Source organism: Vibrio sp. PSi01 (genome assembly GCF_054960695.1).
Genome location: NZ_JBHNYN010000018.1, coordinates 44535 through 69642, shown reverse-complemented (window position 1 = coordinate 69642; position 25108 = coordinate 44535). Strand labels below are relative to the sequence as shown.

General features: G+C 44.2%; 30 protein-coding genes and 1 riboswitch. Of the genes, 14 read left to right on the top strand and 16 right to left on the bottom strand.

The annotated features are described in order from the left end of the window. Positions 1-43: 43 nt before the first annotated feature. From ACFI6G_RS18960 to mlaF, 8 genes are all read right to left on the bottom strand, one after another. Positions 44-769, bottom strand: coding sequence for a 1-acylglycerol-3-phosphate O-acyltransferase (locus tag ACFI6G_RS18960; protein ID WP_010435026.1), 726 nt, complete (start codon positions 767-769; stop codon positions 44-46). 149 nt (positions 770-918) lie between these two features. Then, entirely contained in the window at positions 919-2184 is a 1266-nt protein-coding gene (murA, locus tag ACFI6G_RS18955) for a UDP-N-acetylglucosamine 1-carboxyvinyltransferase (RefSeq protein WP_016768634.1), read from the bottom strand. A gap of 8 nt (positions 2185-2192) precedes the next feature. Further along, positions 2193-2447 carry a BolA family iron metabolism protein IbaG gene (gene ibaG, locus ACFI6G_RS18950; protein ID WP_010435028.1) on the bottom strand — a complete coding sequence of 85 codons (255 nt, stop codon included), beginning with the start codon at positions 2445-2447 and terminating at the stop codon, positions 2193-2195. A gap of 13 nt (positions 2448-2460) precedes the next feature. Then, positions 2461-2769, bottom strand: coding sequence for an STAS domain-containing protein (locus ACFI6G_RS18945; protein WP_462710420.1), 309 nt, complete (start codon positions 2767-2769; stop codon positions 2461-2463). Continuing rightward, a complete protein-coding gene (locus ACFI6G_RS18940) occupies positions 2769-3392 on the bottom strand; it encodes an MlaC/ttg2D family ABC transporter substrate-binding protein (RefSeq protein WP_022570894.1) in 624 nt (207 codons plus the stop codon). Before ACFI6G_RS18940 ends, ACFI6G_RS18945 begins: the two co-directional genes overlap by 1 nt. 58 nt (positions 3393-3450) lie before the next feature. Then, the gene (mlaD, locus tag ACFI6G_RS18935) at positions 3451-3942 is read right to left on the bottom strand and encodes an outer membrane lipid asymmetry maintenance protein MlaD (protein WP_010435031.1); all 492 of its coding nucleotides are present in this window, start codon (positions 3940-3942) and stop codon (positions 3451-3453) included. Between the two features lie 2 nt (positions 3943-3944). Beyond that, a complete protein-coding gene (mlaE, locus tag ACFI6G_RS18930; protein ID WP_010435033.1) occupies positions 3945-4724 on the bottom strand; it encodes a lipid asymmetry maintenance ABC transporter permease subunit MlaE in 780 nt (259 codons plus the stop codon). Between the two features lies 1 nt (position 4725). Further along, positions 4726-5520 (bottom strand): phospholipid ABC transporter ATP-binding protein MlaF, encoded by a 795-nt coding sequence (gene mlaF, locus ACFI6G_RS18925; RefSeq protein ID WP_462710419.1) that lies wholly within the window; start codon positions 5518-5520, stop codon positions 4726-4728. Positions 5521-5784: 264 nt separating this feature from the next. Between mlaF and ACFI6G_RS18920 the strand changes: the two genes are divergently transcribed. From ACFI6G_RS18920 to mgtE, 12 genes are all read left to right on the top strand, one after another. Next, positions 5785-6750, top strand: coding sequence for a calcium/sodium antiporter (locus ACFI6G_RS18920; RefSeq protein WP_010435036.1), 966 nt, complete (start codon positions 5785-5787; stop codon positions 6748-6750). 34 nt (positions 6751-6784) lie between these two features. Next, complete coding sequence (kdsD, locus tag ACFI6G_RS18915; RefSeq protein ID WP_010435037.1) at positions 6785-7756, top strand: arabinose-5-phosphate isomerase KdsD; 972 nt, start codon at positions 6785-6787, stop codon at positions 7754-7756. After that, positions 7756-8313, top strand: coding sequence for a 3-deoxy-manno-octulosonate-8-phosphatase KdsC (gene kdsC / locus ACFI6G_RS18910; protein WP_010435039.1), 558 nt, complete (start codon positions 7756-7758; stop codon positions 8311-8313). The genes kdsD and kdsC overlap by 1 nt, the downstream gene beginning before the upstream one ends. Further along, entirely contained in the window at positions 8310-8873 is a 564-nt protein-coding gene (lptC, locus tag ACFI6G_RS18905) for an LPS export ABC transporter periplasmic protein LptC (RefSeq protein ID WP_010435041.1), read from the top strand. The genes kdsC and lptC overlap by 4 nt, the downstream gene beginning before the upstream one ends. Then, positions 8854-9348, top strand: coding sequence for a lipopolysaccharide transport periplasmic protein LptA (gene lptA / locus ACFI6G_RS18900; RefSeq protein ID WP_010435043.1), 495 nt, complete (start codon positions 8854-8856; stop codon positions 9346-9348). The genes lptC and lptA overlap by 20 nt, the downstream gene beginning before the upstream one ends. Positions 9349-9350: 2 nt before the next feature. Then, positions 9351-10076: an LPS export ABC transporter ATP-binding protein gene (gene lptB, locus ACFI6G_RS18895; protein ID WP_004735304.1), complete on the top strand. Its 726-nt coding sequence runs from the start codon at positions 9351-9353 to the stop codon at positions 10074-10076. A gap of 54 nt (positions 10077-10130) precedes the next feature. Beyond that, positions 10131-11591: an RNA polymerase factor sigma-54 gene (locus tag ACFI6G_RS18890; protein ID WP_010435046.1), complete on the top strand. Its 1461-nt coding sequence runs from the start codon at positions 10131-10133 to the stop codon at positions 11589-11591. Between the two features lie 60 nt (positions 11592-11651). Then, a complete protein-coding gene (hpf, locus tag ACFI6G_RS18885) occupies positions 11652-11939 on the top strand; it encodes a ribosome hibernation promoting factor (RefSeq protein ID WP_010435048.1) in 288 nt (95 codons plus the stop codon). Position 11940: 1 nt separating this feature from the next. Beyond that, positions 11941-12402 (top strand): PTS IIA-like nitrogen regulatory protein PtsN, encoded by a 462-nt coding sequence (gene ptsN / locus ACFI6G_RS18880; protein ID WP_004738707.1) that lies wholly within the window; start codon positions 11941-11943, stop codon positions 12400-12402. A 1-nt stretch (position 12403) separates the two neighbouring features. After that, the gene (gene rapZ, locus ACFI6G_RS18875) at positions 12404-13273 is read left to right on the top strand and encodes an RNase adapter RapZ (RefSeq protein WP_010435053.1); all 870 of its coding nucleotides are present in this window, start codon (positions 12404-12406) and stop codon (positions 13271-13273) included. Positions 13274-13275: 2 nt separating this feature from the next. Continuing rightward, on the top strand, positions 13276-13551 hold the full coding sequence (locus ACFI6G_RS18870; protein ID WP_010435056.1) for an HPr family phosphocarrier protein: 276 nt from the start codon (positions 13276-13278) through the stop codon (positions 13549-13551). A 147-nt stretch (positions 13552-13698) separates the two neighbouring features. Next, positions 13699-15054, top strand: coding sequence for a magnesium transporter (gene mgtE, locus ACFI6G_RS18865; protein WP_010435057.1), 1356 nt, complete (start codon positions 13699-13701; stop codon positions 15052-15054). A 114-nt stretch (positions 15055-15168) separates the two neighbouring features. Here mgtE and pmbA read toward each other — a convergent pair whose 3' ends face one another. Further along, on the bottom strand, positions 15169-16512 hold the full coding sequence (pmbA, locus tag ACFI6G_RS18860; RefSeq protein WP_016793857.1) for a metalloprotease PmbA: 1344 nt from the start codon (positions 16510-16512) through the stop codon (positions 15169-15171). A 118-nt stretch (positions 16513-16630) separates the two neighbouring features. On the opposite strand from pmbA, the gene yjgA reads away from it, so the two are divergent. Beyond that, complete coding sequence (gene yjgA / locus ACFI6G_RS18855) at positions 16631-17155, top strand: ribosome biogenesis factor YjgA (RefSeq protein ID WP_010435062.1); 525 nt, start codon at positions 16631-16633, stop codon at positions 17153-17155. 113 nt (positions 17156-17268) lie between these two features. On the opposite strand, the gene thiQ is transcribed toward yjgA, so the two are convergent. From thiQ to mpl, 5 genes are all read right to left on the bottom strand, one after another. Then, positions 17269-17973, bottom strand: a complete 705-nt coding sequence (gene thiQ, locus ACFI6G_RS18850) for a thiamine ABC transporter ATP-binding protein (protein WP_010435064.1) — start codon at positions 17971-17973, stop codon at positions 17269-17271. A 10-nt stretch (positions 17974-17983) separates the two neighbouring features. Beyond that, complete coding sequence (gene thiP / locus ACFI6G_RS18845; protein ID WP_371961512.1) at positions 17984-19579, bottom strand: thiamine/thiamine pyrophosphate ABC transporter permease ThiP; 1596 nt, start codon at positions 19577-19579, stop codon at positions 17984-17986. An 85-nt stretch (positions 19580-19664) separates the two neighbouring features. Next, on the bottom strand, positions 19665-20657 hold the full coding sequence (gene thiB, locus ACFI6G_RS18840; protein ID WP_016796254.1) for a thiamine ABC transporter substrate binding subunit: 993 nt from the start codon (positions 20655-20657) through the stop codon (positions 19665-19667). A gap of 53 nt (positions 20658-20710) precedes the next feature. Further along, a riboswitch (TPP riboswitch) is annotated at positions 20711-20830 on the bottom strand. Positions 20831-20873: 43 nt separating this feature from the next. Then, on the bottom strand, positions 20874-21497 hold the full coding sequence (locus ACFI6G_RS18835) for a flavin prenyltransferase UbiX (RefSeq protein ID WP_016787846.1): 624 nt from the start codon (positions 21495-21497) through the stop codon (positions 20874-20876). A gap of 38 nt (positions 21498-21535) precedes the next feature. Beyond that, positions 21536-22894 carry a UDP-N-acetylmuramate:L-alanyl-gamma-D-glutamyl-meso-diaminopimelate ligase gene (gene mpl, locus ACFI6G_RS18830; protein ID WP_010435069.1) on the bottom strand — a complete coding sequence of 453 codons (1359 nt, stop codon included), beginning with the start codon at positions 22892-22894 and terminating at the stop codon, positions 21536-21538. Between the two features lie 270 nt (positions 22895-23164). On the opposite strand from mpl, the gene fbp reads away from it, so the two are divergent. Further along, the gene (fbp, locus tag ACFI6G_RS18825; protein ID WP_010435070.1) at positions 23165-24175 is read left to right on the top strand and encodes a class 1 fructose-bisphosphatase; all 1011 of its coding nucleotides are present in this window, start codon (positions 23165-23167) and stop codon (positions 24173-24175) included. 98 nt (positions 24176-24273) lie between these two features. On the opposite strand, the gene ACFI6G_RS18820 is transcribed toward fbp, so the two are convergent. Together ACFI6G_RS18820 and ACFI6G_RS18815 are read right to left on the bottom strand one after the other, a co-directional pair. Next, the gene (locus ACFI6G_RS18820) at positions 24274-24630 is read right to left on the bottom strand and encodes a DUF2799 domain-containing protein (protein ID WP_010435071.1); all 357 of its coding nucleotides are present in this window, start codon (positions 24628-24630) and stop codon (positions 24274-24276) included. Positions 24631-24707: 77 nt separating this feature from the next. Next, positions 24708-25067 carry a gamma-glutamylcyclotransferase family protein gene (locus ACFI6G_RS18815; protein ID WP_010435072.1) on the bottom strand — a complete coding sequence of 120 codons (360 nt, stop codon included), beginning with the start codon at positions 25065-25067 and terminating at the stop codon, positions 24708-24710. Positions 25068-25108 lie beyond the last annotated feature (41 nt).

Genomic DNA, 25108 nt, shown 5'->3' with positions numbered 1-25108 from the left:
ATTGGCAACCTTTTTTATTATTCATCGTTTCGCTTAGCTTAAATTACTTCTTATTAAGCTCAACCACTTCTTTGTCTAACTCTTCAAGCTTAGCGGCCATTTGCTCTCGGGCTAGGTTAGCAAGTTGACGAACGTTCGACTTGTCGTAACCTTCAGTGCTGATAGGCGGCAACATTTCAACTATCACGTGACCATTGTTCCAACGGTTTAGCTTCACGCCACCTGTTGAGCTACACACGATAGGGATAATAGGCAAGCCAGCGCCAATTGCGGCATGGAAAGCACCCGTTTTGAATGGCAACAGACCACGACCACGAGAACGAGTCCCTTCAGGGAACATCCATACTGAAACATCGCTCTCTTTTAAGCTCGTCACTACTTGGTCGATCGTACCTACCGCTTTGCTGCGATTGGCACGGTCAATTAGGATATTACCCGTCAGCCAGTAAAGCTGACCAAATAGAGGCATCCACACTAAGCTTTTCTTACCAACCGTCACTACCTTAGGTGTCACTGCTGATGAGATAGTGAATAGATCCCAGCTGTTTTGGTGGTTCGCCACATAAACATGTTGGCCACGAGAGTAAGCATCTTCCGGGATACGAAGTTCTAACTTCATGCCGAATATTTTAGACATACGACCGAAGTAACGACCAAAGGTAAATACGTGTTTCGGGTTACGTGGGCTTAGTAAACAGTAACCACACCCAAATACAAACATAAGAATCGCAAATATCGCCACTGCGAAAATACGTAATATTGCTATCATTTTGTTCCTCTCAACCGTCAAGTTTTTCACCTATTCGCACAAAATTGGCATCAGATTCACTTGCGGTAAATACAACTATAAAAAAGCCGAAACCAAGGTTCCGACTTTTATGCTTTCATGTCACTAATTCAAGAACCCACTAACCGAAGTTAGTTCGAATCACTAAATCGTGTAATGTTTGCGCCTAGGGCTGAAAGCTTATCTTCAATCTTATCGTAGCCACGATCGATGTGATAAATACGATCAACGATAGTTTCGCCTTGAGCGATACAGCCAGCAATAACAAGGCTCGCAGATGCGCGCAGGTCCGTTGCCATTACTTGAGCACCGCTCAATTTTTCCGTTTCACCACAGATAGCCGTGTTACCTTCAATCTCAGCTTTCGCACCCATTCGCTGTAATTCAGGAATGTGCATAAAGCGGTTTTCAAAGATAGTCTCCGTGATAACACCACTGCCCTTCGCCATCATGTTAAGCAAAGTAAATTGTGCTTGCATATCAGTAGGGAAACCAGGGTGAGGTGCTGTTACGATTTTTACCGCTTTCAGCTCACGACCTGTCATATCAAGACTTATCCAGTCTTCGCCCGTTTCAACCTTCGCACCCGCTTCTTCAAGCTTCGCTAATGCAGCTTCAAGAAGATGAGCGTTAGTATTGCGACAAGTCACGGTACCGCCAGACACAGCAGCAGCAACTAGGAAAGTACCGGTTTCAATACGGTCAGCAACCACAGAGTGGTGACCACCACCAAGACGTTCAACGCCTTCGATCGTAATCGTGTCTGTACCTGCGCCAGAAATCTTAGCACCTAGCTTGTTTAGGAAATCAGCTGTATCAACAATCTCAGGCTCGCGGGCCGAGTTATCAAGTACTGTCGTTCCTTCTGCTAGCGTTGCTGCACACATGATAGTAATGGTGGCACCCACACTTACTTTATCCATCACGATGTGCGCGCCTTTCAAGCGGCCATCAACACTTGCTTTCACATAACCATCTTCCAGTTTAATGGTCGCACCTAATTGTTCTAGGCCATGGATATGTAAATCAACAGGTCGAGCACCAATAGCACAACCACCAGGAAGTGACACTTGTCCTTCACCAAAGCGAGCGACTAGCGGACCTAAAGCCCAAATAGAAGCACGCATTGTTTTCACTAAATCATATGGCGCACAGAACTCGTTGATTTCGCTGCCATCAACATGAACGCTACCATTACGCGATACTTTTGCGCCTAAACGCTTAAGCAATTCCATCGTCGTATCGATGTCACGTAGGTGAGGAACATTACTGACTTCTACTGGCTCTTCAGCAAGAATTGAAGCAAATAAAATAGGTAGCGCTGCATTTTTTGCGCCGGAGATCGTCACTTCACCGCTTAGCGGTTTATCCGATCCAATAACTCGAAACTTTTCCATCATAAACCTTAAAGTGACATCAGTTTCTTATCACGTTCCCACTCTTCAGGCGTAAAAGCCTTAATAGAAAGAGCATGGATATCATTGCGTTGAATGTATTCCATTAGTGGGCCGTAGATTAGTTGCTGCTTCTTAACTCGATTCATGCCGTCAAAACATGCATCAACCGCAACAACTTCGTAATGACTGCCTTCTCCCTTCACGAAAATTTCCTGAAGGTTCAGTGCTTCTGCTAATAATTCTTGTACTTTTGTGCTGTCCACAAATAGCTCCTGCCTAATTTTTTATGTGTTCTGCCATCATTGGCTGGATATTGCTCAATTGGAACAACGTTCGTAATTGTTCTGGCACGAAACTGAGCATTATATGACAGTTTTGATTTTTTGCATGCTCTAATAAGTGAATTAGCATCACCATTCCTGCTGAATCGACTCTATTTATATGGCTGAGGTTAATTTCAACACTCGATTCCGTCGTTTGCCACTTTTCTAATATACGCCAGATTGCAGGGACGGTATCTCGGTCAATGTCTCCGAGAAGTTGGAACTCTTTAGAACTTAGCTTTAGCCATTGAGAGTCGCTCATTATTTATTACTCTCAAAACGAATCGGCTGTGCGGACAGTTTCTCCAATTCATCAGCAACTTGTAAAATGCCTTCTTGACGAATTTTAGTATTCCACTCTGATTGCTTGCTCGATAATAGGCTAATACCTTCAGCAACCATATCAAATGCCTTCCACTCACCCGACTTCTTATCTTTACGTAGCTTAAACTCAAGTTTAATGTTTGGTCGAGGTGTATCAATAATATCAACCTTGATACTGGTGATGCGGCTTTCCGGCTTCACTTTTGGCTCTGGACCAAATTCAATTGTCTGATCTGTGTATTGAGTCAACACTTGAGCATAAGAAGAAACGAGGTATTTACGGAATGCATCAATAAATACGCGTACATCTTTTCTGTCCGCACCTTTTAAGTTAGGCCCTAACAACTTAAGTGCCGCATATTGAGCATTCACATAAGGCATCAATTCTTCTTCCACGATGACCTTTAGTAACTCAGGATCATTGTGAATGTTTTCTTGCTCGTTTTTTAAACGTTCAAAAGCGACTTCAGCTACTTGAGTCATCATCTGATAAGGCTGAGTGCGGTCAATCGATTCAGCAGCAAAGGCTTGAGTCGATATCAATAAAGCGACCGCAGTCATAACCAATCTTTTCAAAATGGCATTAGTCTTCAACATATTTTTGAACTGTGACATGAGACTACTCCTTAGCTTCGTTGTTATCAGAACCACCAACGCTATACAGCACTTGGCCAATCAAATCTTCTAGCACTAGTGCTGATTTAGTGTCTTCAATCGAATCACCATCAACCAGCATCTCTTCGTCATCAAAAATGAACCCTGGTACTAGGCTGATATATTGCTCACCGATCAAGCCTGACGTTAAGATTTGAGCACTAGAGGTATCAGGAAATTGTGAGTACTTCGCATCAATAGACAATTCGACTACAGGAAGGTAACTCTCGGTATCAAGCTCAATGCTTTTAACTCGACCAACAACAACGCCACCGACCTTCACTGGAGAACGAACCTTTAGACTACCAATATTGTCGAAAGTCGCTTTTAAGTTGTAAGTATGGTTTGAACCTAAGCCTTTTACGTCAGCGACTTGAAAGATCATGATTAAGATTGCGCAAATTCCGGCTATAACAAAGGTGCCGACCCATAATTCTAGTTTTCGAGTTTGTTGCATGATTAATTCCCAAACATCAATGCGGTAAGAATAAAATCTAGCCCTAGTACCGCTAGAGAAGAGTGCACGACTGTGCGCGTGGTTGCCTGACTAATACCTTCAGAAGTCGGTACTGCGTCATAACCGTTGAAAAGTGCGATCCAAGTTACGGTGATAGCGAAAACCATACATTTGATCATGCTATTACCAATATCTCGACCAAGCTCAACTGAAGACTGCATCGCAGACCAGAAACTGCCGTGATCAATGCCTTTCCAATCAACACCAACTAGCTGACCGCCCCAAATCCCGACCGCCATAAAGATCATAGCTAACAACGGCATTGAGATAAGCCCAGCCCAAAGTCGTGGTGCAATAATACGTTTAAGAGGATCAACAGCCATCATCTCAAGGCTGGAAATCTGCTCTGTTGCTTTCATTAAACCAATTTCAGCGGTTAATGCTGAACCTGCGCGGCCTGCAAACAATAACGCAGTCACAACTGGGCCCAACTCACGTAACAGTGAAAGTGCGACCATTTGACCAAGGTTACCTTCAGCGCCGTAGTCGATAAGTACGACATAGCCTTGAAGACTCAGCACCATACCGATGAATAAACCCGAAACTAAAATAATAGCCAATGACTGAACGCCAACGCTATAAAGTTGTTTTACTAATAAGGGGAAGTTTTTTAGTCGCGGGATGCCAAACAAAGCCCCAAATAACATTAGGCTTGCTCGACCAAATGACTCACAGATCGCAAGTGTGCGTCTACCGACACCTACAATAGTTTTAACAATCATATTAAAACAGATCCTCTTCTAAGCTCTTTGCAGGGAACCTAAATGGCACGGGACCATCCGCTTCACCTTGCAAAAATTGCTGCACTCGAGGATCGCTATTGTTGTACAACTCCTCAGGCGAGCCCGATGCAATAATCTTCCCATCAGCCATCAAATAAACCCAATCAGCGATACTAATCACCTCTGGGACGTCATGCGACACCACAATCGAGGTTAAGTCTAAAGCTTGGTTGAGGTTTCGGATGAGTTCAACCAAAACGCCCATGGTAATTGGATCCTGGCCAACAAAAGGTTCATCGTACATGATAAGTTCCGGATCCAACGCTATTGCTCGAGCTAACGCCGCACGCCTCGCCATACCACCAGACAGTTCACTTGGCATTAATTCTGCTGCGCCTCGCAAACCCACCGCTTCAAGTTTTAGTAATACGATGGTACGAATGAATTTTTCATTAAGTTCAGTGTGCTCTCGCAGTGGAAACGCCACATTATCAAAGACATTGAGATCCGTAAAAAGTGCACCCGATTGAAAAAGCATGCTCATTTTCTTACGTGCTTGATAGAGCTTTCGACGAGATAATGCAGGGATATTGTCCCCATCAAACCAAATTTCACCGCTATCTGGCGGTAATTGTCCACCGATCAAACGCAACAAGGTCGTTTTACCGATCCCTGAAGGGCCCATAATTGCGGTTATTTTTCCTTGAGGTACTTCTAAACTGATGTCATCAAAGATAACTCGTTCACCTCGAGAGAAACTTAGGTTTTTAACTTTTACAAGCTCAGTATTCAACATGATCTTGTTGTTTCCTTGCTCTAAAAAACGCCAATTGTGGCTGCAATAATAATGAGTCTACTTTAGAATTAAAAGCACTGTTCAATTAATTGTACAAAACAGAAAACAGTGACAGGGATTTGAAAGCATTAAGAAATTCATCATTCAGCGACATTTCTTTACTGCTAACGGGCAATTAATTTGTCGAGTGACTTCCCTTTTATCTAGCAACAAGTCAAAATTAGCGGTTAATTCTCCGTTTTTTATTAATTTTTAGGAATCATCATGCTTGAAGCGATTGCGTTTCTTATTATCGGCCTAGGTTTTTTGGTGTGGAGCGCAGATAAACTGGTCTTCGGCGCCGCCGCTCTTGCTCGCAACTTCGGTATATCACCATTAGTTATCGGTATGACGATTCTAGCAATGGGCTCTTCAGCCCCTGAAATGATGGTTTCAGCAACAGCAGCTCTTGACGGCAAAACAGATACAGCTGTAGGTAACGTATTAGGCTCAAACATCGCCAATATTGCGCTGATTTTAGGTATTACAGCGCTTATCAAGCCGTTATCGATTAGCTCTGGCGTGATTCGCCGTGAGCTACCATTAATGATTGGTGTCACTCTATTGGCAGGCGCACTGCTTTGGGATAACCATTTAGGCTTCTACGAAGGCGTGTTGTTGTTTGTTCTTTTCGCTGCTTTCTTATTTGCTATGTTACAAATCAGCCGTAGCGAGAAAAAGAACGGCGATGCTTTCCTTGATGAGCAAGAATCAGAGATCCCTGAGGGCGTAAGTAACCTTAAAGCCGCAATGTGGGTAGTGGTTGGTCTCATTATTCTACCTTTAGCCGCCAATATGTTGGTTGATAACGCGGTTGTTATCGCTAAGTTCTTTGGCATGAGCGACCTTGTGATTGGCCTAACCATTATTGCAGTTGGCACCAGTCTTCCAGAACTTGCCGCATCACTTGCCGGTGTAATGAAAGGCGAGGATGACATGGCTGTGGGTAATATCATCGGTTCAAACGTATTCAACATTCTTGCAGTGATGGGGATACCAGGCATCCTCAACCCTTCAATCTTAAGTGAATTTGCTATGGGTAGAGATTTCTGGGTAATGCTAGGTGTATCGCTACTGCTTGTTGTGATGGCACTAGGGAAATCTCGCAGTGTGAATCGTATTGAGGGCGGCGTGTTAATCATAACGTTTGTTGCATACCAAGCTTACCTACTAATGAACATGTCGGCTTAATTGTTGATTTAACTTCCCGTACTTGGAGTATTTGATGTCTCAGCCATTTGATTACCGCAGCGTTGCAAAACAAGTTTTAGAAACCGAAGTTGCAGGTCTCACTCAATTAGACCAATATTTTAATGATGATTTTTGCAAAGCTTGCGATCTTATCCTGAACAACAAAGGTAAAGTCGTTGTGATGGGCATGGGTAAATCAGGCCACATTGGCAACAAAATCGCAGCCACACTGGCAAGTACTGGTACATCGGCTTTCTTTGTACATCCAGGTGAAGCAGCACATGGTGATTTAGGCATGATCGAACCTGGCGATATTGTAATTGCGATATCTAACTCAGGTGAATCAGGAGAGATCCTCAGCCTGTTCCCTGTATTAAAGCGTCTGAACATCAAGATCATCAGCATGACAGGTAAGCCAGCATCAAACATGGCAACCTTGTCTGATATTCATTTACAAATATCAGTACCAGAAGAAGCGTGTCCACTTGGTCTTGCGCCAACAACCAGTACAACGGCTACCTTGGTGATGGGTGATGCATTAGCCGTCGCACTTTTACAAGCCAGAGGCTTTACTGCGCAAGATTTTGCTTTGTCCCACCCTGGCGGCGCTTTGGGTCGACAATTACTGTTGAAACTCGATGACATCATGCACACAGGTGATGCTCTGCCTGTTGTGGCTCCGGATGCTCTGATAAGAGATGCTCTATTAGAGATATCTCAGAAAGGCTTAGGCATGACGGCAATCGTTGGTAGCGATGGTCAAATGGCCGGTATTTTTACTGATGGTGATTTACGCCGTATCTTAGACAAACGTGTTGATATTCATAACACTCAGATTGGCGACGTAATGACGCTTAATCCTACGGTAGCAGAACCAAACATGCTTGCAGTTGAGGGGCTAAACTTAATGCAGGCTAAAAGTATTAATGGCCTGATGTTATGCCATGAAGGTACATTAGTTGGAGCTTTGAACATGCATGACTTACTGAAAGCAGGAGTAATGTAATGACGCAGACAGTTGAAACGTTATACGGCACGGTCGATTCAGACGTATTTGCCGTAGCAAAAGAGATCAAACTGCTAATTTGTGATGTCGATGGCGTATTCTCGGACGGTCGTATTTACATGGGCAACAACGGTGAAGAGCTGAAAACCTTTCATACTCGTGATGGCTACGGTATCAAATCACTGATGAATGCTGGTATTGAAATCGCAATCATAACTGGTCGTAAATCTCAAATTGTTGAAAACCGCATGACTGCTCTGGGTATTAAGCTTATTTACCAAGGCCAAGATGATAAAGTAAAAGCGTATTACGATATTTGCGATAAACTTTCTGTTGCGCCTGAAAATACAGGCTACATCGGAGACGATCTGATCGACTGGCCTGTCATGGAAAAAGTTGGCTTAAAGGTATGCGTGGCAGATGGTCACCCACTACTTGCGAAGCGAGCGAATTATGTGACCAGGATTAACGGCGGCCATGGTGCTGTACGTGAAGTATGTGACCTTATTCTGCAAGCAAGAAATGAACTCGACGTGCATAAAGGTTTAAGCATATGAGTTTTACTCGTATTATCTATTTAATACTCATATTTATTGCTTCTTGGTCGACCTATTATTTGTTCGACAAAGAGCAAGCTTCGACAATACAAGTGGCTCCAAATTTGGAGCTGCCCGCTTTTAGCGGCAAAAGTCTAAACAACATAAGCTATGACCAATCAGGTATCCGTAGCTATCAAGTTGAGTCGACGTATTTAGAACACTATTCAGTAGTTGGTGATACACATTTTCAAAATCCTGTTCTTTCGGTGTTCCGGGAAGGACATACGATTGAATGGCAAGTCACCGCTGATCGCGCGATTATGGATGAGAATCAAGTTGTCACGTTCTATGACAACGTTGTGGCAAAGAATCTATTGCCAGAAGCCAGTTTCGATACTATGACCACAGATAAAATGGTTGTTGAGCTGACTAGCCGAGATTTTTATTCAGAGACTCCGGTCCATATGATCGGTACATTTTTTGAAACTGAGGGTCAAGCAATGAAGGGTAACTTCGGTACCAACAATGCGACTCTCTTTAATTCTGTTCAAGGTAGATATGAAACTCTTACACCTTAGTTTATTCGCTTTGACCCTTGCGGCACCTAATGTCTATGCCCTATCTTCGGATAGTGAGCAGCCTGTCTACATTGACTCAGACAGCCAGCAATTGGATATGAAAAGTAACCAAGTGACCTTCCTTGGTGATGTAAACCTTAAGCAAGGTAGCATCAACATCAATGCCGATAAGGTCATTGTTACTCGAAATGCGGTCAACGGTGAGATAGAAGAAATTCAAGGCTACGGCAAGCCTGCGACTTTCTCTCAACTCACTGATGATGGAAAAACACTTTACGGTGAAGCTGATGATTTACATTATCAACTGATTGCCGATAAATTGATCATGACCAAGAATGCAATGCTCTCTCAAGATGGCAGTATCATCCGTGGCTCTAAGATTACTTATCAAATCGCTTCTCAAAAACTGGTTGCCGATAGTGATAGTAGCGAACGTGTATCAACGGTCTTACAACCTGCGGAAGTGAATAAGTAGCCATGGCTGTTCTTAAAGCAAAAAACCTAGCAAAAACGTACAGCAAGCGTAAAGTTGTAACCGACGTAAGCCTGCAGGTAGAGTCTGGTCAAATCGTTGGACTACTTGGGCCTAACGGGGCAGGCAAAACGACCTCTTTCTATATGATTGTAGGTCTGGTCGCTCGTGATGAAGGCACGATTAGCATTGATGACCGAGACATCAGTATTTTGCCAATGCACAGTCGCTCGCGTCTTGGTATCGGTTACCTACCTCAAGAAGCTTCTATTTTCAGAAAGCTTTCCGTTGAGAACAACATCATGGCCGTTTTACAAACGCGTGACGAGATGACCAACGAGCAGCGTCAAGATAAGTTAGAAGACCTTCTAGAAGAGTTCCACATCCAACATATCCGCACCAGTAATGGTATGGCTCTGTCAGGTGGTGAGCGTCGTCGTGTTGAGATTGCTCGAGCTCTAGCGGCAAACCCTCAGTTCATTCTATTGGATGAACCCTTTGCTGGTGTTGACCCAATCTCGGTTATTGATATCAAAAAAATCATTGTTCACCTACGCGATCGCGGCTTAGGTGTTCTAATTACCGACCACAACGTCCGTGAAACATTAGACGTGTGTGAAAAAGCTTACATCGTAAGCCAAGGGCACCTGATTGCTGAAGGTACTCCTGAAGATGTTCTCAATAACGAGCAAGTTAAACAAGTTTATCTAGGCGAACAATTCCGTCTATGATTAGATAGAGAGTATCGAGAATTCTAAGAATAATAACTAGGTAAGTCACACTGAATGAAACCCTCATTACAACTTAAGCTAGGCCAACAGTTAGCAATGACTCCTCAATTGCAGCAAGCGATTCGTTTGTTGCAGTTGTCTACATTAGATTTGCAGCAAGAGATTCAAGAAGCACTTGAATCTAACCCACTACTCGATGTCGAAGAAGGCAATGAAGAAACGCCTGCATCGGAAGAAAAACCTAGCAGTGACGAGAAAGAAACAGTTGAAGCCACAGAGCAAGACTTACCTGATAGCTCAGACTTAATCGAAAAATCAGAGATTGGTAATGAACTAGAAATCGACACAACTTGGGAGGATGTCTACAGTGCAAACACCGGAAACACTGGTATTGCGATTGATGATGACATGCCAGTTTACCAAGGTGAGACGACTGAAAGCCTACATGATTACTTACTTTGGCAGCTCGACCTAACACCATTCACTGAAACAGATAGAAGCATCGCTTTTGCTTTAATAGATGCCATTGATGACTATGGCTACCTCACCGTATCTTGTGAAGATATTCTTGAAAACTTCGATAGAGAAGAAGTAGAGCTTGATGAGATTGAAGCCGTTCGCAAACGTATTCAGCAGTTTGACCCTTTAGGTGTCGGTTCAATCAACCTGCAAGATTGCTTGTTACTACAACTGGCTACCTTCCCGCAAGATACCCCTTGGCTTAATGAAGCTAAGTTAGTACTTACTAGCCATATCGACCAACTAGGTAACCGTGATTACAAACTGGTTATCAAAGAAACTAAGTTGAAAGAAGCAGAACTGCGTGAGGTTTTGCAACTGATTCAACAACTGGATCCACGACCTGGCAGTAAGATTACACCAGATGAAACCGAATATGTTGTTCCTGATGTTTCAGTATTCAAAGATCTTGGTAAGTGGTTAGTCACCATAAATCCAGACAGCGTGCCTAAACTGAAAGTGAATCAACAATACGCCGACCTTGGAAGCAAAGGTAGCAGCGCCGACAACCAGTACATTCGCTCAAATTTGCAAGAAGCAAAATGGCTAATTAAGAGCTTAGAAAGTCGAAATGAGACGCTACTCAAAGTTGCACGATGTATTGTTGAACATCAACGTGATTTCTTCGAACATGGCGAAGAAGCGATGAAACCTATGGTTCTCAACGATGTTGCGTTAGCCGTTGATATGCATGAATCCACAATCTCTCGTGTGACGACTCAAAAATTCATGCACACACCACGTGGCATCTTCGAACTCAAATATTTTTTCTCGAGCCACGTCAGTACAGACAATGGCGGAGAGTGTTCATCGACAGCAATTCGTGCGCTCATTAAGAAGCTTGTCGCGGCGGAAAATACCGCGAAACCTCTAAGTGATAGTAAGATTGCTGCTTTACTGGCTGACCAAGGAATTCAGGTAGCTAGACGTACCATAGCAAAATACCGTGAGTCTCTGGGCATCGCCCCATCGAGTCAGCGTAAACGCCTGCTGTAGGCTAATTTAGTTAGCTATAGATTTAGTTATAGTCAGGCAACCAACTGAAAAGGAAAGTCTATGCAAATCAATATTCAAGGCCATCACGTTGATCTTACCGATTCAATGCAAGACTATGTTCACACCAAATTCGAAAAACTTGAACGCTTTTTTGATCACATCAATAGCATTCAGGTTGTTTTAAAAGTTGAGAAAATCAATCAAATTGCAGAAGCGACCCTTCATGTAAACCAAGGAGAGATTCATGCAACAGCAACAGATGAAAGTATGTATGCTGCGATTGATTCATTGGTTGATAAACTCGTCCGTCAACTCAACAAGCACAAAGAAAAGCTAAGTAGTCACTAACATGCAATTAAGCGAAGTACTTTCATTGGACTGCACCAAAAGTGCAGTCCAATGCACAAGCAAGAAAAGAGCCCTTGAGCTCATCAGTCAGATCGCAGCAGAAAGCTGTGGTCAAGATTCAACAGAACTGTTTGAGTGCATGTTGAGCCGCGAGAAAATGGGCAGTACAGGTATTGGTAATGGCATTGCTATTCCCCATGCTCGTATGAACGTCAGTGACAAAGCAATTGCTGTATTACTGCAATGCCAAGATCCCATCGAATTTGATGCGATTGATAACCGTCCTGTCGATCTACTATTTGCTCTGCTTGTTCCAAGTGAACAATGTAAGGAGCATCTAAAAACCCTTTCTTGCATGGCAGAACGACTTAACGACAAGCAGACTCTTAAACAGTTGCGTAATGCTCAAAGCGATCAAGAGCTTTACGACATCATGATTCAAGTGCCAACTTGCGAGCAATAACATGCGGTTAATCGTTGTTAGTGGCCAATCAGGAGCAGGTAAAAGTGTCGCGCTACGAGTCCTTGAAGACTTGGGGTATTACTGTGTCGATAACCTTCCAGTAAATCTGCTCAACGACTTCGTCGAGTCAGTTCGTGAAATCAATCAAAACGTCGCCGTTAGCATTGATATTCGTAACTTACCGAAAGAGCCTCAATTAGTCACAGATACGCTTGAGCAGCTTGAGTCTGCAACCGACATCGATGTGAACGTGTTGTTCTTAGATGCGAGCAAGCAAACGCTACTCAAACGCTACAGTGAAACTCGCCGAATCCATCCTTTGTCGATTGGCCAAGAAAAGCTCTCTCTTGAACAAGCTATCGATTTAGAGAAGACACTCCTAACACCGCTTGCTGAACAAGCCTGCATTGTAATTGATAGCAGCGACTGCAACCTCTACGAATTGAGTGAAAAGGTTCGCTTTAAAGTTGAAGGTAAAGAGAAGCAAGAGCTGATCATTGTTTTTCAGTCTTTCGGCTTTAAATATGGTCTACCAAGCGATGCTGACTATGTGTTTGACGTACGCTTCTTGCCGAACCCTCATTGGGAACCCGCTCTACGACCATTAACAGGTCTTGATGCCCCTATTCACTCTTTTCTAGAAAAGCACCCGGAAGTTCTAGAGCTCAAGCAACAAATCCAAGGCTTTATCGAGCAGTGGTTACCAATGCTAGAAAAGAATAATCGCAGTTACCTAACGGTCGCGATTGGCTGTACTGGCGGCAAACACCGCTCGGTTTATCTGACTCAGAAAATTGGTGAGTATTTCGATCAACTTGGCCATCAAGTTCAGATCAGACACGCCTCCCTAGAGAAGCACCAACAGGGCTAACCATGGAATTAACTCGAACTGTACTGATCCAAAATCGCTTGGGTCTTCACGCTAGAGCAGCCGTCAAGTTGGTTGAGCTAGCGCAAAGCTTTGATGCGACCATTACTATCCATAGCGAAGAAGATAAGATCGCGACTGCAGATAGCGTGATGGGGCTACTTATGCTGGAATCAGCGCAAGGGCAACACATTACCATTCAAGCGGCAGGCTCTGATTCTCAGCAAGCTCTTGATGCTGTCTGTCAGCTAATTGAAGCAAAGTTTGATGAGGGTGAGTAACGAAATACGTCACTCACGCCGCCAAAAACTCAAACAACGAACCAACCAATATTAAATCTTAGTTCTACCTAAGTTAATGATTTAAATAAGCCCCAGAATTAAGTTACTATTCCAAGCATTGTTAAAATAATGAGATAGGAGGAAAATATGGCAGAGCAATTAGAATTCGACCAAGCTCACCAAACCCTCCAAGAAGTCAGCGAAGCCCTAGAAAACGGCCGATTTGTTCATGTACGCCGACAGCTTCAGGACATGGAACCTGAAGATATTGCACACCTTTTAGAAGCCTCCCCTCGCAAAAGTCGTGATGTACTCTGGCAACTCACCGATCCTGAAGACTACGGTGAAATTCTTGATGAGCTAAACGAAGACGTCAAAGATGCTCTTGTGTCGAAAATGGCACCAGAAACCTTGGCAGAAGCAACCGAAGGCATGGAAACCGATGACGTCGCGTACGTACTTCGAAGCCTACCCGACGATGTTTCTCGCGAAGTACTTTCTCAAATGGACTCCGTTGATCGTGCTTTAGTTGAAACCGCACTATCGTACCCCGAAGATTCAGCGGGTGCGTTAATGAACACTGACGTAATCACAATCCGTGGTGATGTCGATGTTGAAGTTGTCTTGCGTTACTTACGTATGCGTGGTGAATTACCTGACGCAACTGATGCTCTCTATGTTATCGACGACGATGAACGTCTCATTGGTAACCTTTCACTCAGTACATTGATCACAACACAACCCGATGTGGCGGTTTCGGAAGTAATGGAAGATGCCGACGAAGCTATCGCTGTGGAAACCAGTGCTTCTGATATCGCCAGCCTCTTCGAACGTCGTAACTGGGTTTCAGCTCCTGTTGTCGATGTAAATCAACACCTTGTTGGCCGTATTACGATCGATGACGTGGTTGATGTCATTCGTGAAGATGCTGAACACTCTATGATGAGTATGGCGGGTATGGACGATGACGAAGACACCTTCGCTCCGGTCGTCAAATCCGCTCGTCGTCGTAGTGTGTGGTTAGGCGCAAATGTTTTGGCGGCACTCGCAGCAGCGTCTGTGTCTAATATGTTTGAGGCGACACTGAATGAGATGGCAGCCATCGCTGTTTTGATGACCATCGTACCGTCCATGGGTGGTGTTGCTGGTAACCAAACCGTTGCTCTGGTCATTCGAGGTTTAGCACTTGGTCACATTGGTGACAGTAACAAACGTGAATTACTACTCAAAGAAGCCTCTATAGGCTTCCTTAACGGCATTCTATGGGCCGTTATCATTGGCGGTATAGTGGTTGCTTGGAAAGGCAATTGGATCTTGGGAGGCATTATCTCTGCAGCGATGATGACAAACTTGATTGTCGCGGGTATTGCAGGCGTAACCATTCCAGTGATGCTGAAGAAGATGAATATCGACCCTGCCCTTGCTGGTGGTATGGCACTCACAACGGTAACCGATGTAATTGGCCTATCGGTGTTCTTAGGCTTAGCCACCATACTTATCTAGCTTGATTACCGACTCGGTAAATACAAAAAGGGAGCCATTGGCTCCCTTTTTTAATACATCAGATTTAAGCTTCAGGTTTAAATCTTATGTTTAAAGCTAAGCAAATTAAGCAAATCACTCGCCTGCGACTTTCATCGACTCAAGCAAGATAGAACCGGTTTGAATTTGCGAACGTGTTTCTACGTCGTTACCAACCGCAACAATCTGAGTGAACATGTCTTTTAGATTGCCCGCGATCGTCACTTCAGATACTGGGTACTGGATTTCTCCATTCTCAACCCAGAAACCCGCAGCGCCACGAGAGTAATCGCCAGTAACGGTATTCACACCTTGACCCATCACTTCAGTCACAAGGAAACCTGTGCCTAATTCTTTTAGCATTTGCTCAAAGCTTTGACCTGTCGATTTAACGAACCAGTTATGGATGCCACCGGCATGGCCTGTTGGCGTCATATCCATTTTACGAGCAGCGTAACTCGTCAGTAGGTAAGTGGCTAAAACACCATCGGTGATGATTTCACGGTCTTGAGTGTAAACACCTTCACTATCAAATGGACTCGAAGCCAAACCACGTAAAAGATGTGGGCGCTCTGAGATATTGAACCAATCTGGTAGAATTTTCTGACCGAGGTGATCCAACAAGAAAGATGATTTACGGTAAAGGTTGCCACCACTGATTGCCATCACAAGATGACCAATTAAGCCAGTTGCGACATCGTTAGCGAACATAATCGGGTATTGGCCTGTTGGTAGTTTTTTAGCATCCAAACGACTGATCGTTTTTTCTGCAGCTTCTTGACCTACACGCTCAGGCGTCCAGAGCTCGTCACGGTGACGTGCAACTGTGTAGCTGTAGTCTCGTTCCATTTCACCGTTAGTGCCTTGCCCAATCACACAGCAGCTCGTACTGTGGCGACTGGAAGCGTAGCTCGCAAGCAAGCCATGACTGTTACCATAAACTTTAACGCCATAGTGACTGTCGTAGCTTGCACCATCACTTTGCTTGATCTTGTCGCTATAAGCTAATGCTTGCTTCTCAGCAGCTATCGCAATCTCCGCGGCATAGTCTGGGTTTGGTTCATCAGGGTGAAAAAGATCCAAATCTGGAATTTCTTTCACCATGTATTCTTTTGTGGCAGGGCCAGCAAATGGGTCTTCCGAAGTGTATTGAGCAATGTCTAGTGCCGCTGCGACAGTTTGAGCAATAGCCTTCTCACTTAGATCAGATGTGGATGCGCTGCCTTTCTTCTGGCCACGGTAAACAGTAATACCTAGTGCACCATCACTATTAAATTCAACGTTTTCCACTTCACACATACGTGTTGAAACACTTAAACCCGTTGACTTAGTAATAGCGACCTCAGCTGCGTCTGCACTCACTGATGCCATATCCAACGCTTTAGCTACTGCGGCTTCTAGCTCAACTCTTTGCTGGGCGACTTGCTGTTTTACATCCATATCTATTCTAATTTTGTAGGTCAATATTAGGTAGGATAACAAGAATTTCGCTTTCTCCCCAAGATTCTTGCTAAAATAGGCAATATATTCGTTTGAGATAGTGACATAGGCAGAAAAGATGGCTCGCAAAAACCAAAAAGCCCCATGGGAACCAGAAGAAGAAATCATCTGGGTAAGTAAGACAGAAATGAAAACGGACATGGATGCCCTGCAAAAGCTGGGAGAAGAGCTTGTTGGTTTAAAGCCTTCTGTATTAGACAAGTTTCCTCTGTCCGAAGATTTGGCACAAGCGATTAAAGATGCACAACGCTTTAAAAATGAAGCGAAGCGCCGTCAACTTCAGTACATTGGTAAAGTAATGCGTAGTGTCGATCCTGAGCCAATTCAAGCGGCTTTGGATAAAGTACGTAACAAGCACTCACAAGCAACCGCTGAGCTACATAAGCTTGAGCAACTGCGTGACCGTGTTGTAGCTGAAGGCGATACTGCCATTTCAGACGTTATGGAGATGTACCCTGAAGCAGACCGTCAACGTCTTCGTCAGCTCGCTCGCCAAGCTAACAAAGAAAAATCAGCGAACAAGCCAGCCAAAGCTTCTCGTGAAATCTTCCAAATCTTAAAAGAGCTAAAGCTAGGCGACTAATCTTCGTCTCGCTTTACTTGTAAAGATAATCAAAGACCTAGCACATGCTAGGTCTTTTTGTTTTCGACGCTCTCAATATCAAGAAGTATTCAATATCAAGGCTGAATGAGTCTTCACTCACCTGCTCGAACAAAGGAACTCAATTCGACTTGTGGGTGATCGACAGTTAGCGCATCTATCGAGTCTTCGACTAAAACCTTACCCAATGCCACAAACACAAACTTGTTCGCGATACTGCGCGCATCACCTAAATGGTGTGTCACCATCAAAACAGTAATGTTTCGCTCTGCCGCTAATCGCTTCACTAAGCTCAGCATCTCTTCACGAAGCAAAGGATCAAGCGCAGAAAATGGCTCATCAAGCAGCCAAATATTATGCGGCTGTACAAAACAGCGAGCTAGCGCAACACGCTGACGCTGACCACCCGATAAATGCTCTGGCAGCCGATCTAAATACTCAGCAACCCCTACTTGTGTAGCAGCTTGTTCGACTTCTAGCTTTTGGGTTACCGTAAGCTTTAATCCTGGGTGCAAACCCAGGCCAATATTTTCACGCACCGTGAGGTGCGCAAATAGGTTGTGTTCTTGGAACAACATCGCCAATGGGCGCTGATGTGCTTCTTTGCCAATCAGCGATTGGCCTGCCACCGAGATCTCGCCCGATGTTGGCTCAATAAAGCCAGCAACCAATGCGAGTAGCGTTGATTTCCCCGCACCACTTGGCCCCATAAGAGCAACAATATCGCCCTGCTCTGCTTGGAAATCAAAACTAAACAACTCTTGGTGATAATGGTAATCCACATTTTTCATCACTAACATCATCGGTTCCTTAACTCTTTAGCTTTGAGCTTCGAGTAAACAAAAATTCAATCAAACTAAAGCTGCCCACACTCAGTAACAATAAACTCACTGACACCACTGCCGCCGCTTCCATTTGATAGCTGCCTAACAATTGAAATAGATACAAAGGCAAAGTTCTAAAGTCTTGGCTACCAAACAAGGCTATCGCACTTAAGTCGCCCATCGCCAGCATAAAGCTGATTGAGAATGCTTGCGCCATCGGTTTGCGCAATGCGCGCCACTCCACGAGCCTAAAGCGAGTGAACCCTGTCATTCCTAAGCTTGCACACACATACTGATACTGCTGAGAAAGATGCAGCATAGGTTGGGCCAAGGTTTTAATCACGTAAGGCAGCGCCATCAAGCTGTTTACAGCAATCACAATAAAGAAAGCCAAACTGAACACATCGGTAAATGAGCGCAGTAATAAGAAGAGGCCCGTACTGATCACTAAGCCAGGCGTCACCAAAATAATAGTGCCAATCAGCTCAATCTTATCCGCTCTATAGTTCTTGTTTTGCAAACGCCATGCGCGACTAGTTAGAAGGATTGCGATACCAATACCAACGGCGATAATGCTTGCGAGGGAAGCAACACGAACCGAGGCCATTAGCGCAGCCCAAAACGGCTCACTGCTCAGTACAGTGAGTGCCTGGGAGTTAATACCACCTAGAACAACCATGGCTAATGGCGGTAATACCAGTATTGAGACTATGATGATCCAAAAGCTATCCCAAGCTTTTGACCACCAGCTGTCCTTAACCAAATATTTATCTTCCGACAGCTGACTAGCCGTCACAGAGATGGGCTTAGACAAACGCTGAATACTCACCGCTAATACGCCACACAACAGCATTTGCCATATCGCGAGTAACGCGCCAGCCTGCAGGTCAAAGTCGAATTTAATTGCTTGGTAGATGGCTAGCTCAATGGTGGTTGATTTCGGACCACCACCCAACGCCATCACGGTAGCAAAGCTGGTGAAGCACAACATGAAGACCAAACCGCACACATGCGGCAGCTGCTGTCTTAACCTCGGCCATTCAACCCATTTAAATTTATTCCAATGGCTCATGCCTAAATGAGCACACAGCTTGTGCTGCTCGGCAGGCACGGTATCCAAAGCTTGCAGAAGTAAACGGCTGGCGTAAGGCAGGTTGAAAAAAACATGCGCTAGCAAAATACCATTCAAGCCATAAATCGAGAATGGTAGCTCTATGTCGAAGTTCGCTAAGAACTTAGCTAACCAACCACTGTTGCCGTAAATCGCCAGCAAGCCAAATACGCCGACCAACACAGGTAGAACCAAGGTTGACGCGAACAACCTTAATAACAAGGCTCTTCCAAAGAACTGTCTGCGACACAGAGCATGCGCAATAGGTATAGCAAAGCCAACACTCAGCACAGTTGAGAGTGTCGCCTGATAAAAACTGAATTTCGTTACATGCCAATAGTAAGGATCAGACCATACTAGGCTGATATCAAGAGAAGGGGCATTGCTAAGCAATGCCCCAACTGCTGAAACCACGAAGGCGGTAATGAGTATCGCAACCCAGATCCCGACCTTAGGTGTTTTCTTTATCATAAATTAATTATTTACCGTAAATGGCTCATTCCAAACATCACGAATGAGCCTTTAAGTACAGGGCGCTCATCTTTTTAATAGTAAGTTAAAAAGTAAGTGCACTCTGCCATTCACGAATCCATGGCTTACGCTTAGATGCTATTTCTTCAGGCGTGAAACCTAGCGCTTTTTGAGGAACCGTAAGTTGCTCGAACCCTTTTGGAAGCTCAATATCTGTCACTGGGTACATCCAGTTACCCGTTGGCATCGCTGATTGGAACTCGTCACTCAGGATAAATACCATAAATTCATCAGCCAGCTTTTCGTTCTTGCTGCCTTTGACCTTAGCTGCCACTTCGACTTGAGTATAATGACCTTCTTCAAAGCTTGCTGCTGCGTACTTAGAATCACCTTCTGCAATGATGTGGTAAGCCGGAGAAGTCGTGTAAGACAGGACTAAGTCCGACTCGCCTTTTAGGAACATAGAGTAAGCCTCAGACCAACCTTTAGTCACAGTAACCGTTTTCTGAGCGAGCTTCTTCCACGCGTCTGTCGCTTCATCACCGTAAACAGACTTCATCCATAGCATCATGCCTTGACCTGGTGTTGATGTACGTGGATCCTGGTAGATAACCTTAAGATCATCACGCTGCTCAACCAGTTCTTTAAGGCTCTTAGGTGGATTTACCAACTTCTCTTTGTTGTAAATAAAAGCAAAGTAGCCAAAGTCATATGGAACAAAAGTGCTGTCACTCCAACCATTAGGAAGCGTTACTGATGACGTATCAACACTGTGCTCAGCCAATAAGCCCGTCGCTTTCGCTTCAGCCATTAGATTGTTATCTAGGCCTAACACGATATCAGCTTTGCTGTTACCACCTTCAAGACGCAAGCGATTTAAAATAGACACGCCATCTTCTAGCGCGACAAAATTCACATCACAACCACACTTTTCTTCGAATGCTTTTTCAACGGCAGGACGAGGGCCCCAATCCGCAGCAAAAGAATCATAGGTATATACAGTTAGAGTATTGTCTGCAGCAACGGCAGAGAAAGAGATAGCTGTAGTAACAGCAAGAGTTGTAAATGTTAATTTCACTGGACGCTCTCCATGGTCTGAGCGGCACAGGTTTGAGGGAGGAGAACGGTAGAAGTTGTTCCTAACTCAATTCCTACGCCAGCATTATCTGGTTCAGGTTTACGGGTCCCAAGCACTTGCTTGATCTCAGCTCGCATTCATTATTTGAATGGTTTGCTCCCCGATGAGTGTTCAGAATTGTAATTCGAATTTTAACAATAAGCTATCAAGTTTGGATCAATTACGTTGATCGTACCCCCAACGTGGCACTAAACCTTGCTCGATACCAAGATGATCGAGAATACGCGCCACCATAAAATCGACCAGATCTTCGATCGACTTAGGTTGGTGATAAAAACCCGGAGCCGCGGGCATGATCGTTACGCCCATGGTCGAGAGTTTGTGCATGTTCTCTAAGTGCAACGTAGAAAATGGCGTCTCACGAACCACTAACAACAGCTGGCCTCGCTCTTTCATAACCACGTCCGCTGCTCGCTCGATCAGGTTGTCCGATAAGCCGTGAGCAATGGATGCCAAGCTTCCAGCAGAACATGGACACACCACCATCTGCTTCGGTGCTGCTGAACCAGAGGCAACCGGTGAGAACCAATCATCTTTGCCACACACCACCAGCTTTTCTGGGTCGCAACCTAAATGCTTAACTAAAGCTTGTTTCGCAGCATCTGGCCCAGCAGGTAACTTAAGTTCATGCTCGGTCGCCAACACCACTCGAGCTGCCGACGATATCAGCAAATAAACCTGATAATCTGCCGCCAGTAGGCATTCAAGTAAACGCAGTCCGTAAGGCGCACCAGATGCGCCAGTGAAAGCGAGGGTTATCGCTTTATCGTGTTTTGTCATGTTCTCAATTACTTCAAATTATAAGGTCGTGGATGTCGTTAGCCTTTGAGTGCCAATCCATCCAACAGTTTTTGGTGAATGCCACCAAAGCCACCATTACTCATTACCAAGATTTGGTCGCCCGCTTGTGCCTCTGAGACAATTTTAGCAACGAATGCATCCATATCATCACTCACATACGCAGGTTGGTGACAAGCGTCTGCGACATCTTGAACCGACCAATCAATATTATCCGGTTGGAATAAGTAGGTAGAATCCGCCTGTTTCAACGAATCAGCCAAAGTTTCTTTGTGCACACCACGTTTCATTGTGGCAGAACGAGGCTCTAAAACGGCAATGATTTTTTTCGTGTCGACCTTATTACGTAATCCGCCCAGAGTAAGTTCAATCGCCGTTGGGTGATGTGCAAAATCATCATAAACAGAAACACCTGCCACCTCGCCTTTAAACTCCAAACGACGCTTAGTATTAATAAAAGTAGCTAACGATTCACAAGCTAGGTCTGGTGTCACGCCCACGTGTCGTGCAGCAGCTATCGCCATCAAAGCATTATTTACGTTGTGGTCGCCCACTAAATCCCAGTTTACCGTTCCAACACATTCATTTTGGAGGTAAACCTCAAATTGAGAGCCATCTTTAACCAGCTTCTTAGCATCCCAGTCGCCTTGCTCACCACTCGATTCTCTTTCACTCCAGCAACCGCGAGCTAGAACATCTTGAATAGCGGTGTCTTGCTTAGGTGAAAAAATACGACCGTTACTTGGTACAGTGCGCACCAAATGATGGAACTGTCGCTTAATCGCTTCAAGATCATCGAAGATGTCAGCATGATCGAACTCTAGATTATTCACTACCAAAGTTCTTGGGTGGTAATGAACAAACTTAGATCGCTTATCGAAAAAAGCACTGTCGTATTCGTCGGCCTCCACCACGAAGAACATACTTTCACCAAGGCGAGCCGATATACCAAAATTACCCAATACGCCACCCACTAAGAAGCCTGGCGCATAACCACAATCTTCTAAGATCCAAGCCAACATACTTGATGTTGTAGTTTTGCCATGCGTACCCGACACCGCCAGAACCCAACGGTCATGCAGTAGGAACTCTTGCAACCATTGCGGGCCAGATGTGTATCTAAGATTATTATCCAATACATACTCAACGCACGGATTACCACGGCTCATCGCATTGCCGATAACCACTAGGTCCGGCCTTGGCTCTAATTGGCTCGGGTCGAACCCTTCAATAATTTCAATCCCTTGAGATTCCAACAGCGTGCTCATTGGAGGATAAACATTCGCGTCACTACCCGTAACCTTGTGACCTAATTGACGAGCCAATACCGCAGCACCACCCATGAAGGTGCCACAAATTCCTAAGATATGAATATGCATATATTGCTTCCAAACGCTTGGCTAAATGAACCATGTTTAAATCAAACTATCAGCCTTCATTATCATGAATTGACGATTAAAAGCGAGTGGCAATGCAAAACAAATTTAGTCGACATAGTAAGTGAGATCTGTGTCGCTTAGTTCATTACCATTAAAAAGATCTAAGCCGTAGAATTTAGGTAAGCGTCTAGATGAATAAAGCCCACACAAGAGGCAGAATCTACAGTGCTCAAATCCCCCCTAATATTGAGAGAAGTTTAAGGAAATAACATGTCTGAGATGCGCACCCTTGGTGAGTTCATTGTTGCAAAACAAAATGACTTTCCCCATGCAAGTGGTGATCTATCATCCCTTTTGTCATCAATTCGTCTTGCTGCAAAAATTGTTAACCGTGAAATCAACAAAGCAGGTCTTGTCGACATTACTGGCGCTGTTGGTACAGACAACGTTCAAGGTGAAGAGCAGCAGAAGCTAGACCTTTACGCTAACGACAAATTTAAAGCAGCTCTAGAAGCTCGCGATCAAGTTTGTGGTGTAGCAAGTGAAGAAGAAGACGAAGCAGTTGCCTTCAATAAAGAGCTAAACAAAAATGCAAAATACGTTGTTTTGATGGATCCACTTGATGGCTCTTCAAACATCGATGTGAATGTATCTGTTGGTACAATTTTCTCTATCTACCGTCGAGTATCACCGATTGGCACTCCGCCAACAGAAGAAGATTTCCTACAACCTGGACACAAGCAAGTAGCCGCAGGTTACGTGATTTACGGTTCTTCAACCATGCTTGTTTACACGACAGGCGCTGGTGTAAATGGCTTCACCTACGACCCATCATTGGGTACTTTCTGTCTGTCTCATGAAAACATGATGGTCCCTGATGAAGGTAAGATTTACTCAATCAACGAAGGTAACTACTTCCGTTTCCCTACGGGTGTTAAAAAGTACATTAAGTACTGCCAAGAAGATGAGCCGAGTGACAACCGTCCTTACACCTCTCGTTACATTGGTTCTCTAGTATCGGATTTCCACCGTAACCTACTGAAAGGTGGCATCTACTTGTATCCAAGTACACAAAGTCACCCTCAAGGAAAACTACGTCTGTTGTACGAGTGCAACCCAATTGCTTTCCTTATGGAGCAAGCTGGTGGCATCGCATCAGATGGTGTTCAACGCATCATGGATATCAAACCAACTGAGTTACATCAACGTGTGCCTTTCTTCGTTGGCTCAACAAGTATGGTACGTAAAGTAGAAGAGTTTCTTGAGCTTAACCGAGACTAGTTTTCTCGATTAATTATCAAAATAACGTCATTAAAAAAGCCAGCATTTACATGCTGGCTTTTTGTTATTCATTGTATCTGTTTTAGGATAAAACAGTATTATCGAACACTAAACTTCGATTCTGCGCCCCGTTCAAAGTTAAAACGGAACCATTTGTCTACATCATCACAAATCCCCAGATAAGTCTCACCTCGGCGTCCTAGTGTTCTTGGGTTCTGAGAACAATACTGAGTTTTACCGACTTCATAACCTTGGCCATAAGCAGCATACAAATTTGCATCAATAGAAGGTGAAGACGCAGCTTCAGCCAAACTTTCTTCCGTCTGTTTTGTTTTTCCTTTTAGTGCCATCTCTTCACCAAAACTCTGCCAATCCATGGTGTTGGATGATGTTGGCGGTGGAGTTTGCGCACAACCAAATAGCATTACCGAAAATACCACTAGTAGATATTTCATAATTTCCTCCTTTTGAAAATATGATTAGCCTATATCGAGACTTTTAACTATTACGTCAGAATGCTCTCAGTAGTTCATCAACTAAAGCGGTTATTTCGCTTACACCAGTCACCCGAAAGTATTTCTTTATTCTCTGCTAGATCAAGCTGATACAAATATACCCATGCTAATCCAAATATAGTTTCTATTTGCTCGCGACGATACTCAACCGGGACATCCTCTAACCGATCGAGCGATGCCAGAACTTCGTCGTTAATTAAATAGACCTCACCAGCGACACTTTTCTTTCCAAAAACCATCGCTGGATATGCAACTAAATCAAAAATAGCATAATATTCAGGTGTATCAAACCTTCCTAAGTACTCGCACTGCTGCAAATAGTGATGGTTAGATTGACCTTGTCTCAACGTTCCATATACAAAAACAAGATGCTGCATACGCCCTCCATGACCCTTTCTATTTGTGTACCAATCAATGT